The organism is Acidovorax sp. FG42 (assembly GCF_057809195.1).
This window is the reverse complement of record NZ_JBMDJM010000022.1, coordinates 41,383-54,062: the sequence shown is the minus strand read 5'-3', so window position 1 is coordinate 54,062 and position 12,680 is coordinate 41,383. Positions and strand designations below refer to the sequence as shown.

Here is a 12,680-nt window from a genome sequence, read left to right as displayed (position 1 = left end):
CGGTTGCCCCCAGACGCCTGAACACCCGCCGGGTCACCCTGGCAACGCCGGGGACAGCGGGGCGTCTGAGACAATCCCGGCGTGGACACCTCCAATCTCATCCAAACCGTTCTGATCTACGCCCTGCCGGTGCTGTTTGCCATCACCGTGCACGAGGCGGCCCATGGCTACGCGGCGCGCCACTTTGGCGACAACACCGCCTACATGATGGGGCGCATCACGCTCAACCCCTTCAAGCACATCGACCCGGTCGGCACCATCCTGATGCCGCTGCTGCTGTACTTTGCGACCTCGGGCGCCTTTTTGTTCGGCTACGCCAAGCCGGTGCCGGTCAACTTCGGCAATCTGCGCAACCCCAAGAAGCACATGGTGTGGGTGGCCTTGGCCGGGCCTGCGTCCAATTTCATCCAGGCCATCGCCTGGGCCGTGCTGCTGGTGGTGCTGGTGGGCACGGGGCTTGAGGAGCGCTTCTTTCTGGAAATGGCACGTGCCGGGGTCATGGTCAACCTGGTGATGTGGGCCTTTAACCTGTTTCCGCTGCCACCGCTTGATGGCGGGCGCATCCTGGTGGGCCTATTGCCCTGGCGGCAGGCCCACATGGTGTCGCGCATCGAGCCCTGGGGCTTTTTCATCGTGATGGGCCTGGTGATCGCCGGGGTGGTGGGCACGCTGTGGCTGCGCCCTCTGATGGCTGTGGGCTACACCGCCATCAACCTGTTGCTCACCCCGCTGACGGCCCTGCTGCGCTGAGCGCAGCAGAAAAAGCACGCCACTTCCTGTTCATTTGATCTGCTGAGTTTTTGTTTCCCATGAGCACCACCCGTTTTCTCACCGGCATCACCACCACCGGCACCCCCCACCTGGGCAATTTCGTCGGCTCCATCCGCCCGTCAGTGGCGGCCAGCCTCACGCCCGGCGTGCAGAGCTTTTACTTTCTGGCCGACTACCACGCACTGATCAAGTGCGAGGACCCGGTGCGCATCCAGCGCTCCACGCTGGAGATCGCAGCCAGCTGGCTGGCCGCAGGTCTCAACCCCGAGAAAGTCACGTTCTACCGCCAGTCCGACATCCCCGAGATTCCCGAGCTGACCTGGCTGCTGACCTGTGTGACCGGCAAGGGCGTGCTGAACCGCGCCCACGCCTACAAGGCCAGCGTCGACAAGAACACCGCCGCCGGGCGCGAGCAGGACGACGGCGTGACCGCAGGCCTGTTCATGTACCCGGTGCTGATGGGCGCGGACATTCTGATGTTCAAGGCCCACAAGGTGCCGGTGGGCCGCGACCAGATCCAGCACATCGAGATGGCACGCGACATGGCAGCCAGCTTCAACCACCTGTACGGCGAGCACTTCGTGCTGCCCGAGGCGGCCATCGACGACCATGTGGCCACTCTGCCCGGGCTGGACGGCCGCAAGATGAGCAAGAGCTACGACAACACCATTCCGCTGTTCAGCTCGCGCGCCCAGCTGCAAAAGCTGATCGGCGGCATCCTGACCGACTCGCGTGCGCCCGGTGAGGCCAAAGAAGTCGAAGGCTCGGCCCTGTTCCAGATCTACCAGGCCTTTGCCACGCCCGAAGAGACCGAGGCCCTGCGCAAGGCCTATGCCGACGGCATTGCCTGGGGCGACGCCAAGCACCTGCTGCTGGAGCGCGTGGACCAGGTGATCGCCCCCATGCGCGCGCAGTACGAGGAACTCATCCACAACCCCGCCCGCATCGAGCAGACCCTGCTGGCCGGCGCCGAGCGCGCCCGCGCGCTGGCCACACCCTTCATCCGCGAGCTGCGCAGCGCCGTGGGCCTGCGCAGCCTAGTGCAGGCCAGCACGGCCGCCAAACCGGCCAAGGCCGCCAAGGCCTCTCTGCCCGCTTTCAAGCAGTACCGCGAGAACGACGGCAAGTTCTACTTCAAGCTCGTGGCCGCCGACGGCCGCCTGCTGCTGCAGAGCACGGGCTTCGACGCGCCCAAGGAGGCCGGCCAGGCGATTGCCCAGTTGCAAAAGGACAGCGCAGCGCTGCAGACCCTGGCCCCGCGCCTGGCACCGGTGGACGGCGTGGACGCCGCCGAGGTGACGGCCGCCCTGCAGGCGCTGGCCGAGGCAGCGGCAGCGGCCTGAGCCGGGACCCTGAGATCGAGTGGATACCTGCGTCGATTTGCTACTTTTTTGATAGCAATTAAGACATATAGTGATTGCACCTCTGGCCTGAATGGGCAAAAAATGGCTTCATCCACCGTCTCTTGACTGCCACAAGCGTGCGTGGCGTGCAGGCAGGTGCGTAAACTGGGCGCCCTGATCTGCTCGGGAGACTCCCATGAAACTGCTATGTGCCTCCGTGTCCGTGCTGGCTCTGCTGGCGGGCTGTAATGCCACCAACCCCTACGGCCCATCGGGCCCCATGGCCTCGGGCCGCGACCGCACCTTCAGCGTGCCGGTCTACGGGCCCGACACTTCCCAGGCGTATGCGGCGGCCAGCCGCGAATGCCAGCGCATGGCCTTGCACGCCAAACTGCTGCGCAACGATGGCTCGCGCCTGGTGTTTGAATGCGTGAGCGAGTTGCAGGACAAGCCTTGAGGCCAGCCGCCCCACCAGCATGCCGCAGCTGGGCGAGCGGTGCGGCCTTGCTGGCGCTGTCCGCGCTGCTGGCGGGCTGCCAGCACACACCGTCCACCCAGGCGGGCACGGTCACATCGCCCTGGGTCAACAGCCTGGGCATGGCCTTTGTCCGTGTGCCTGCGGGCACCTTCTGGATGGGGGGCGTGCCCACCGTCGAAACGCTGGAAAAGAACTTCCCGCTGCTGGAGCGCAAGCGCCTGACCGACCTGGCAGATGAATCGCCTGCCCATGAGGTGCAGATCACGCGCGACTTCTACCTGGGCCAGCACGAGGTCACCGTGGGGCAATTCCAGCGCTTCCTGGAGGCGTCTGGCTACCAGCCAGAGTCAGAGGCCGACGGCACCGGGGGTTATGGCTACAACCCTGCCTACGACCCGGCCACCACGCGGCGCGGCGATGCGTTTGAGGGGCGCGACCCGCGCTACTCGTGGCGCAACCCTGGCTTCGCGCAGGGCCCGGACCACCCCGTGGTGAACGTGACCTGGAACGACGCGCAGGCCATGGCCCAGTGGCTCAGTCGCACCGAGGGCCACCGCTACCGCCTGCCCACCGAGGCGGAGTGGGAATACGCCTGCCGTGCAGGCAGCCGCAGCCTGTACCCCCACGGCGACAACCCGCAAGAGCTGGTGTCTGCAGGCAACACCTTCGACCAGGCTGCGGCCCCGCAGTGGCCACGCTGGCGACAGCAAGCGCTGGCGGGCAACGATGGGTACGCGTTCACCGCCCCGGTAGGCCGCTTTGCACCCAATGCGTTCGGGCTGTACGACATGCTGGGCAACGCCTGGGAGTGGACGGGCGACTGGCATGGCGACACCTACTACGCCGAGTCCCCACGCAATGACCCCACCGGTCCAGCAGAGGGCAGCGTGCGCGTGCGCCGGGGCGGCTCGTGGCACACCTGGGCGCTCTATGCACGCTGCGGATACCGCAACTGGAACAGCCCGCAGACCCGCTACACCCTTGTCGGCATGCGGCTGGTGCGCGAGATAGCAGCAGAGCCCCCCGCGCGGTGACCACCACGTGCGGGGATGGTTAACAAATGTCAAAACCCTGCTCGCCCCGCGCGGCGCGCGCCTGCACCGTGGTAGTTATCGCCAATAATGCCCAGTTCGATTTTGGATGGGGAGAAACATGCGCATAGCCGCTTTGGACGACGATGCGCTTCAGCTGGATCTGATCAAGCAGGCCACGGAGGCGATGGGTCATGTGTGCCACACCCACCTGACCGGTGCGGAGTTGTTGCGCACGCTGCGCCGCGAGACCTTTGACCTGCTGATCGTGGACTGGCACCTGCCCGACACCACCGGGCCTGAGGTGGTGCGCTGGGTGCGCCAGAACGTCGCGGCCCGCGTACCCATCTTGTTCGTCACGCACCGCCAGGAAGAGCGCGACATTGTCGAAGGCCTGGGCAGCGGCGCGGACGACTTCATGGTCAAGCCGGTGCGCATCGGCGAGCTCAATGCCCGCGTGGCCGCCCTGCTGCGCCGCGCCTACCCTGAAAACACCGGCGGGATGATGGAGTTCGGCCGCTACCGCTTTCTGCCCGAAACCCGGTCCATCGAAAAGGACGGGGTGGCGGTGGAGCTGAAAAACCGCGAATACGACCTGGCGCTGTTCCTGTTCCAGAACATGGGCCGATTGCTGTCGCGCGACCACCTCAAGGAAGTGGTCTGGGGCCAGGTGGCCGATGTGATGTCGCGCTCGCTGGACACCCACATCTCGCGCCTGCGCACCCTGCTCGACCTGCGCCCTGCCAACGGCTTCATCGTGACGGCGGTGTATGGCGTGGGCTACCGTTTTGAAGCCGTCGAAGGCCAGGACAAGGGCTGACGCAGTGCCGCGACGGAGTCCGGCGGGCACTGCCCCCTGAAGGAGACATGACTTGATCACCCCCCTGCCATTTCGCATGCACTCGATTGCTGCAGCCCTGTTTTTTCTGGCAGCGAGTACGGCCTTCTCGGCCCAGCCGGTCGCTGCCCCGGCAGCCCCCCAGCAAGACGATGAAATTGCCCACGCCGTGAAAGAAGGCGACACCCTGGAAGGGCTGGCCCGCAGCTACCTGACCAACCCGCGCCAGTGGCCGCTGCTGCAGGCCCGCAACAAGGTGGCCGACCCGAGGCGCCTGCAACCGGGCTCGTTGATCTTCATCCCCGTGCGGCTGCAGCCCAGCGAATCGGCCACCGTGCAGTTTGTGCAGGGCGAGGCCACGGCGCAGGCGCGGGGCAGCAGCACACCCGCCCCCATTGCAACCGGCAGCAAGCTGGAAGAAGGCACCGAGCTGAAAGTAGGCCCCGAGTCCTTCGTGGCCGTGCAGCTGGCGGACGGCACCGTGGTGCGGGTACAGGCGCAGTCCGAGCTGCAGCTGCGCCAGTTGCGCCGACGAGGCCGCGCAGGCAGCGTGCAGTCGGTGCTGGAGATGCACAAGGGCGGCGTGGAATCGACCGTACCCCCCAGCGCCGAGCCGCAGCGCCGCATGGAGATCCGCACACCGCTGGCGGTGACCAGCGTGCGGGGCACGCAGTTCAGCGTGGCGTTGGCCGATTCGGGCCAGACCACGGCGTCGGTAGAACATGGCTCGGTGGCCGTGCAGTCGCGGCGCGACACCGACCGTGAGCCCGGTGCCGCACTCAAAGCGCCCACTGCGCTGCTGGCGCCCGGACAAGGCCTGGCGGTGGCCACCGATGGCACCGTCGGCGCCGCCCGCGCGTTGCTGCCCGCCCCCGATACCTCCAGCATGCCCACCACGCTGGGCGATGCAGGCCTGATGACCATCGACCTGCCGATGGCCGCAGGCGCCACGCGCTATGTGGCGCAGGTGGCGCAAGACCCCGCCTTCACCCAGGTGCTGCGCCACGGCAGCTTCCCCGATGGCCGCCTGCGCTGGAAGGCGCTGGACGATGGCCGCTACTACCTGGCCGTGCGGGCGCTGGACGATGCGGGCATTGCGGGCCTGCCGGCCGTGCAGCCGTTCACCGTCAAGACCCGCCCGGTCGCACCGCTGTACCAGCACCCTGCGCCTGGCGCGGTAGTGCCCAGCGGCGCGGCCGAGCTGCGCTGCACGGAAGTCCCCGGCGTGCGCTGGTACCGCGTGCAGGTGGCCGCCGACGCCCAGTTCACCCAGCCCCTGCGCGACGAGCAGCGCCTGACCGAATGCCGCCTGCCCTTGGGGGCGCTGCCCGCAGGCAGCTACTTCTGGCGCATCGCCAGCCTGCTGGCGCTGCCCGACGGGCAGGCAGACCAGGGACCGTTTGCGCCGCCACAGCCCTTCACTGTGGCCGACCGGCCGACCGCCTTGTCCCTGCAGGCGCTGCAGGCAGAGGACGGAGATCCGACCGTGCGCCTGCACTGGCCTGCCCAGGCTGGCCAGCGCTTCCGGCTGCAGCGCACCGAGGCCACCGACCTGGACTTTGCCAAGGTTGCCGAGGACACCGTGCTCGACGCCCCGACCTGGACGGCCAGCAACCTGGCTGCCGGCGAGTACCTGGTGCGCATCCAGGTGCTGGACGCCAGTGGGCTGGAGAGCGACTTCTCCCCACCGCGCAAGATCCGCGTGGGCACGGGCATCCGCACGGGTGCGGGCTTGCCGGTGTCCACCAGCAGCGGCACACCCGTGGGCCGGCCTTGAGCGGGCCATGGAGCCTGCTCAGCCCCGCCGTACCAGTTGCACCAGCGCGTGCTGCTTTCGCGGCACGTGCTGAGCAAACGTCGCACACCCCACCACCCCTGCCATGGTGACCATTGCCCACCTGCGCCGCCGCCGACGCCGCCTGGAATGGGCGCTGCTGGCCTGCGCGCTGATGGCGCTGGTGGCATGGCTCAGCACCGCCGACAGCCTGGGCCGCGTCAACCATCTGGTGCAGGACGCAGGCATGCGGCTGGTCTCGCGGCCCGCCCACCCCGACATCGTGATCGTGGCCATCGACGACGCCAGCATCGCCGCCATCGGCCGCTGGCCCTGGCGCCGGGCCCTGCATGCCGAGCTGATCTCGCGCCTGACCGCCCAGAACCCGCGCGCCATTGGCATGGACGTGCTGTTCAACGAAGCCGACCTGGACTACCCCGAGGACGACCTGCTGCTCACCGACGCCATCCGGCGCAGTGCGCGCGTGGTGCTGCCCGTGCTGCGGCGCGGCTATGGCCCCGTCAGCAACCAGGCCGACCTGCCGTGGCCCGCCTTTGCCGATGCTGCCGCCGGCCTGGGCCACGTGCATGTGGCACCCGACAGTGATGGCGTGGTGCGCAGCCTGTACTTGCTGGAAGGCCCGGCGGCCGCCCCCTGGCACCACTTCAGCACCGCGCTGCAGTGCGTGGCAGACCGGCAACCTGCGGCTGCCTGCAGCCGCTCGCCCGCCAGCGCCACCGACACCAGTCCCTGGCAGCGCACTGAGCCCACGCTCATCGCCTATGCCGCCGGGCCATCGCCCTTCACCACCTACTCGTACATCGATGTGCTGCGCGGCCAGTTGCCGGCCGGGGCGCTGGACGGCAAGTACGTGCTGGTGGGCGCAGCAGCCTCGGGCCTGGGCGACATGTTTGCCACCCCCGTCAGCCAGCAGTCGCGCCTGATGCCGGGCGTGGAGGTGGTGGCCCATGTGCTGGATGCCCGCTTGGCCGGCGAACATATCGTGCGCGCACCGCAGGCACTGAACATCGCCTTCAACCTGGTGCCGATAGCCTGTGCGCTGCTGGCCTTGCTGCTCATTGGCCCCCTGGCGGCCTTGCTGACCAGCGCCGCACTGGCGGTGGCCACCTTGCTGCTGAGCATGGCCCTGCCCTGGTGGGCAGGTTTGCAGTTCGCACCCGCAGCGGCCTTGCTGGGCCTGGCACTGGCCTACCCGCTGTGGAGCTGGCGGCGCCTGAGTGCGGCCGCGCACTTTCTGCGGCTGGAGATGGAGAACCTGCAACGCCAGGGCCTGGCCATGCGCTTGCGCAGACGGCCCGGAGACTCCGCCGACTTTCTGGAGCGCCGCATCAATGCCGTGGAGCGCGCATCCCGCCAGCTGCGCGACCTGCACCAGTTTGTGAGCGAGAGCCTGCAGCAGCTGCCGTCCCCCACCATCGTCTGCGCCCCCGACGGTGAAATCCTGCTGGCCAACCAGGCGGCCCGCCAGCATCTGGGAGGCACCACCCAGCCCTCCCTGCAGGGGCTGTCGGTGGTGGACCTGCTGGCTGATCTGGTCGAGTCAGGAACCGAAGCGCCGATCGTCACCCAGGCGGCCTTGCAGCATGGCAACCTGCCCGAGCAGGCCGAGGGCACGGACGCCCAGGGCCGCAGCCTGTTGGTGCAATGCAAGCCTTTCACCAACCTGGCCAATGCAGGCTGGCTGCTGACCCTGGTGGACCTGACCGAGATGCGCCGTGCGCTGCAACAACGCGACCAGGCGATGCACTTCATCTCGCACGACATCCGTGCGCCCAACGCGTCCATCCTGACGCTGCTGGAGATGCGGCGTGCCTACCCCGGCCGCCTGTCGGACCAGGAGTTGCTGGAGCGCATTGAGCGTTACGCGCAGGCCTCGTTGGGCATGGCCGAGAGTTTTGTGCAACTGGCCAGCGCGCAGTCGCAGCCATACCGCATGGTGCCGCTGGACCTGGCCGCCCTGCTCTCCGAAACCACTGACGACCTCTGGACCCTGGCCCGCGACCGCAATGTGGACGTGCGCACGGTTGCCACGCCAGACTCTGCGCCCTGCCTGGGCGACCGCGCCCTGCTGTCCCGCGCCCTGACCAACGTGATCCACAACGCCATCAAGTTCAGCCCCGATGGCGGCACGGTGCAGTGCGCCATCGTGGCGCGGGGCGCGCACTGGGTCGTGTCGGTGCGAGATCAGGGCCCTGGCATCGCGCCCGAGCAACAGGGCCGCCTGTTCACCCCCTACCAGCGGTTGCACGACCACAGCCACCCCGCCATCGCCGGGGTGGGCCTGGGCCTGGCACTGGTGCAGACCGTGGTGCTGCGTCACGGCGGGACGCTGGAGGTGGACAGCGATGTCGGGCGGGGGGCCGAGTTCCGGCTGGTGCTGCCGCAGCAGTTGGATGTGCCTTCGGACGACGAAGAGGCGTAGTAGCTAGCCGCGAGGCGCCGACTGCGACTGCAGAAAGTCGAGCACCGCCCGGTGGTCACCCTGGAAAACGATGCGGTCGGCGCGGCTCAGCCGCTGGTAGGCGTACATCGGGTCGTAGTAGTCACGCATGAGTGCGGCAATCCAGTCCCGGTGCAGCGACAAATCGCCCCGGCAGCGCTGCTGCACGAGCGCCGCCTGCATCGACCCGCGAAGCGCCTGGTAGCGGTCGCCTCCCAGACGCTTGGCGAGTTTGCCCAGGCTGTCGAGCAGCCGCGCCGCAAACAGGTCGGTCCCAGCCACCTCTCCATGGGTCGCCACAAAATCAGCGCATTGCTGCTGCACATAGTCGCGCAGGATGCGCTCCACACGGGCGTCAAAAGCATCCTCCAAGCAGACGATGGGTACCCGTTCCAGCCGCTGACGCAGCTCCAGCGGCACAGAACAGCTACCCACATGGCGACCCTCGTCCTCCAGCACAAAAGTCTTGTGGCCCAGTGCACGCTTCTTGAGCACGTCGATGGCCAGCCGGTTCTCAAAGTCGATCTGTGTGGGCTGACCGCTGACGCGCTGGCCAAAACTGGAACCACGGTGGTTGGCATGGCCTTCCAGATCCAAGCCGTTGGCCAGTTGCGCAATCACTTCGGTCTTGCCGGTGCCGGTCAGGCCACTGAGCACCACAAACCCGCACTCTGCCGCCGCAGCCTGCGTGGTGCCGATGAGGAACCCGCGCATGGCCTTGTAGCCCCCCACCACCCGGGGGTAGTCGATGCCCGCTTCGTTCAGCAACCACTGCTGCACGATCTGCGAGCGCAACCCGCCACGAAAGCAGTACAGCACGCCCTGCGGATGCGCCCGCGCAAACTGCGCCCACGCCTCAATGCGCTGGCGCTTGATGGTGCCCGACACCAGCTGGTGCCCCAGCGCAATCGCGGCCTCCTGGCCCTTGTGCTTGTAGCAGGTGCCCACCTGCTGGCGCTCGCCATCGTCCATCAGGGGAAGGTTGGCAACACCAGGAAACGCGCCCTGCCCAAACTCCACCGGCGCGCGCACATCCATCATGGGCACATCGTTCAAAAAGATGTGCCGGTAGTCCGTGAGGTTGGTGGGCATCAGCGCAGCGCGACGGCAAAGGCCTGTCGCGGGGTGAGCTCACCGATAGGCTGCAGCGCCAGGCCCAGTTCTGCGGCCACCTGCAGAAACTCGGCCTCGCCCTCCGGGCTCACGGCCACCAGCAGCCCCCCGCTGGTCTGGGGGTCGCACAGGAGGTGCTTTTGCACCTCCGTCAGGGGCGCAATCTTGGCGCCATAACTGTCAAAGTTGCGCAGCGTGCCGCCGGGCACACAGCCCTGGTCCATGTAGTAGTCCACCCCCTCCAGTCGCGGCACGGCCGCGTAGTCAATCACGGCGCTCAAGCCGCTGCCCTCGGCCATCTCGACCAGGTGCCCCAACAGGCCGAAGCCGGTCACATCCGTCATCGCTTGCACGCCGGCCAGCCGGCCAAACCGGCTCCCTGGCTGGTTGAGCGTGCACATCAGGTCGCGCGCCACGCCCACATCCTCGGGCCTCAGCTTGGCCTTTTTTTCGGCGGTGGTCAGGATGCCGATTCCGAGGGGCTTGGTGAGATAAAGACGGCAACCCGCCGTGGCCGTGTCGTTGCGCTTGAGGTGGCGCTTTTCGACGATGCCCGTCACCGCCAGGCCGAAGATGGGCTCCGGCGCATCGATGGAGTGCCCGCCCGCCAGGGGAATGCCCGCCGCGTCGCACACCGCACGCCCCCCGCGCACCACCTCACGCGCCACCTCGGGCGGCAGCACATTCACCGGCCATCCCAGGATAGCGATGGCCATCAGCGGATCAGCCCCCATGGCGTAGATGTCGCTGATCGCGTTGGTGGCAGCAATGCGCCCGAAGTCATACGGGTCATCCACGATGGGCATGAAAAAATCGGTGGTTGACACCACGCCGCGCTCCGCATCCAGGGCATACACCGCCGCATCGTCGCGCGACGTGTTGCCCACCCAAAGCCGGGGGTCCAGGTGCTGCGCCCCGCTGCCCGCCAGGATCACGTCCAGCACCTTGGGGCTGATCTTGCAGCCACAGCCGGCGCCGTGGCTGTACTGGGTCAGGCGGATGGGGGGTGTTGTCAAGGTGTCTAGGAGCATGCAAGGTTCTTTCATGGCATCAGGCGCGGGCCGCGCAAACCGTATTCTGGCGCTGCAGGGAAATGCGGCCATGCATCGCAATCAATACCCTGTCATTCCCGCATCTGTACGGCAATACCCACACAGCGGCGAATCTGCGAGTCTCTTCAACCGCAGCGCCCGAAGCGGGCCATCCAGCCGCCTGAAATGTTCCAGCGGACCCAAAGAAAAAGGCCCTGTGCTATCGATTAAATAGCTACAGGGCCTTGATACTGGCGGGAGGGTGGGATTCGAACCCACGGTAGTGTTGCCACTACGCCTGATTTCGAGTCAGAGGAAATTGACATTTCATAGTGTTGATTGATGCTGATAGAATCAATACAAATCAACAACTTAAATGGAATTTGCTGTGTTTACATCCATGCTACATGTTGATTGAAATTCGGCATTTTTTGGCAAATAGTCTTACATCCTCCCTTACATCTTGGCCGATGTAATACCGAAAGGGGCAACGCATGGCAAAGGTTGCGTTCACCGCTGGCCGGGTATCGGGGTTCAAGTGCCCGCCCGACAGGAAACAAGCTTTCATGTGGGATGCGACAACGCCGGGGCTGGGGTTGCGTGCCACGCCAGCGGGTAAGCCCGCCTACGTTTTTCAGGGCGTGTACCAAGGCAAAGACGTTCGTGTGACCATTGGCAGCCTTGGTGCCTGGAGCATCCCCCAGGCACAGACAAAGGCCCGTGAACTGCAACGCCTGATTGACGAAGGCACCGACCCACGCACCCTCAAGCGGAAAGCACTGGCCGCCGCCGTGGCAGAGGAACAAGCCCAGGCCGCCGCTGCGGCCAAAGCCGTAACCGTGGGCGAGGCGTGGGCCGTGTACTTGGAGGCCCGCCGCCCGCGCTGGGGAGACCGGCATTACAACGAGCATCTTTTGCTAGTGAAGGCGGGCGGGGTTGCATCCAAGCGCGCCGCTGGTGGCGTGACTGCGCCCGGCATCCTGCACCCGCTGATGGCGCTTGCGCTGCGTGACCTGACCGCGCCCGTCATCGAGGCATGGGCCGCACGCGAGACCCAAACCCGCCCCGCTGCTGCCCGCCTTGCATGGCGCTGCCTGAAAGCCTTTTTGAGCTGGTGCGCTGAACAGCCGGAATATGCCCCCGCGCTGACCGGCGCGAACCCCGCAAAAACGAAGAAGGCCCGCGAGTCGTTGGGTAAAGCCGGGGTCAAGCAAGACGCATTGCTGAAAGAGCAATTGCCCGCTTGGTTTGCTGCCGTTGGACAGCAACAAAACCCAGTGGTGGCGGCCTACCTGCAAACGTTGCTTTTGACGGGTGCCCGTGCGGGTGAAGTGCTGGGCCTGCGCTGGGACGACGTGAATACCAAGTGGCGCGGCCTGACCATCCGAGACAAAGACGCCAGCAAAGGCGGGGCCGATGGTGTGCGCGTCATTCCCTTGACGCCCTACGTTTGGCACCTGCTGCAAGCCCTGCCACGCCGCAATGAGTGGGTTTTTTCAAGTGCCAGCGCCGAAGGTGGCCGCATTGTCATTGCCAGAAACAACCACCATGACGCCTGCGCCGTGGCTGGTATCGAGGGGCTAACCATTCACGGCCTGCGCCGGTCATTCAAGAGCCTGACCGAGTGGCTAGAAATCCCTGCTGGTGTGGTGGCTCAAATCATGGGACACAAGCCCAGCGCTACCGCTGAAAAGCATTACACCGTCCGACCACTTGACCTGCTGCGCGTGCACCATGAGCGCATCGAGGCTTGGATACTGGAACAGGCCGGGATTGTGTTTGACGCACAAGCAGAGCCGGGCAAGCTGCGCGTGATAGCGAACACATAGCAAAAAAGAGA

Annotated in this window: 10 protein-coding genes; 8 read left to right on the top strand and 2 right to left on the bottom strand. The window is 66.5% G+C overall.

The features are described 5' to 3' along the window. Positions 1-81: 81 nt before the first annotated feature. The 7 genes from ACODSM_RS19955 to ACODSM_RS19925 all read left to right on the top strand — a co-directional run bounded on the left by ACODSM_RS19955 (position 82) and on the right by ACODSM_RS19925 (position 8,678). Positions 82-750 carry a site-2 protease family protein gene (locus tag ACODSM_RS19955; protein WP_488806634.1) on the top strand — a complete coding sequence of 223 codons (669 nt, stop codon included), beginning with the start codon at positions 82-84 and terminating at the stop codon, positions 748-750. Between the two features lie 59 nt (positions 751-809). After that, a complete protein-coding gene (locus ACODSM_RS19950; RefSeq protein ID WP_488806633.1) occupies positions 810-2,114 on the top strand; it encodes a tryptophan--tRNA ligase in 1,305 nt (434 codons plus the stop codon). Positions 2,115-2,310: 196 nt separating this feature from the next. Next, positions 2,311-2,571 (top strand): hypothetical protein, encoded by a 261-nt coding sequence (locus ACODSM_RS19945; protein ID WP_015013035.1) that lies wholly within the window; start codon positions 2,311-2,313, stop codon positions 2,569-2,571. 47 nt (positions 2,572-2,618) lie between these two features. Beyond that, positions 2,619-3,626, top strand: coding sequence for a formylglycine-generating enzyme family protein (locus tag ACODSM_RS19940; RefSeq protein ID WP_488806667.1), 1,008 nt, complete (start codon positions 2,619-2,621; stop codon positions 3,624-3,626). 118 nt (positions 3,627-3,744) lie between these two features. Then, positions 3,745-4,443: a response regulator transcription factor gene (locus tag ACODSM_RS19935; protein WP_488806632.1), complete on the top strand. Its 699-nt coding sequence runs from the start codon at positions 3,745-3,747 to the stop codon at positions 4,441-4,443. Between the two features lie 52 nt (positions 4,444-4,495). Then, positions 4,496-6,238: a FecR family protein gene (locus ACODSM_RS19930; RefSeq protein WP_488806631.1), complete on the top strand. Its 1,743-nt coding sequence runs from the start codon at positions 4,496-4,498 to the stop codon at positions 6,236-6,238. 103 nt (positions 6,239-6,341) lie between these two features. Next, complete coding sequence (locus ACODSM_RS19925; RefSeq protein WP_488806630.1) at positions 6,342-8,678, top strand: CHASE2 domain-containing protein; 2,337 nt, start codon at positions 6,342-6,344, stop codon at positions 8,676-8,678. 3 nt (positions 8,679-8,681) lie between these two features. Here the strand turns inward: ACODSM_RS19925 and mnmH are convergent, their stop codons facing one another. Further along, on the bottom strand, positions 8,682-9,788 hold the full coding sequence (gene mnmH / locus ACODSM_RS19920) for a tRNA 2-selenouridine(34) synthase MnmH (RefSeq protein WP_488806629.1): 1,107 nt from the start codon (positions 9,786-9,788) through the stop codon (positions 8,682-8,684). Then, entirely contained in the window at positions 9,788-10,825 is a 1,038-nt protein-coding gene (gene selD / locus ACODSM_RS19915; protein WP_488806628.1) for a selenide, water dikinase SelD, read from the bottom strand. The genes mnmH and selD overlap by 1 nt, the downstream gene beginning before the upstream one ends. A gap of 509 nt (positions 10,826-11,334) precedes the next feature. Here selD and ACODSM_RS19910 point away from each other — a divergent pair. Next, positions 11,335-12,669, top strand: coding sequence for a tyrosine-type recombinase/integrase (locus ACODSM_RS19910; RefSeq protein WP_488806627.1), 1,335 nt, complete (start codon positions 11,335-11,337; stop codon positions 12,667-12,669). The last annotated feature ends 11 nt before the right edge of the window (positions 12,670-12,680 follow it).

Bases quoted from the DNA above. Each gene is read 5' to 3' on its own strand.
- ACODSM_RS19950 (WP_488806633.1), top strand. From the start codon at position 810: ATGAGCACCACCCGTTTTCTCACCGGCATCACCACCACCGGCACCCCC.
- ACODSM_RS19925 (WP_488806630.1), top strand. From the start codon at position 6,342: ATGGTGACCATTGCCCACCTGCGCCGCCGCCGACGCCGCCTGGAATGG.
- ACODSM_RS19910 (WP_488806627.1), top strand. From the start codon at position 11,335: ATGGCAAAGGTTGCGTTCACCGCTGGCCGGGTATCGGGGTTCAAGTGC.
- mnmH (WP_488806629.1), bottom strand. From the start codon at position 9,788: ATGCCCACCAACCTCACGGACTACCGGCACATCTTTTTGAACGATGTG.
- ACODSM_RS19935 (WP_488806632.1), top strand. From the start codon at position 3,745: ATGCGCATAGCCGCTTTGGACGACGATGCGCTTCAGCTGGATCTGATC.
- ACODSM_RS19945 (WP_015013035.1), top strand. From the start codon at position 2,311: ATGAAACTGCTATGTGCCTCCGTGTCCGTGCTGGCTCTGCTGGCGGGC.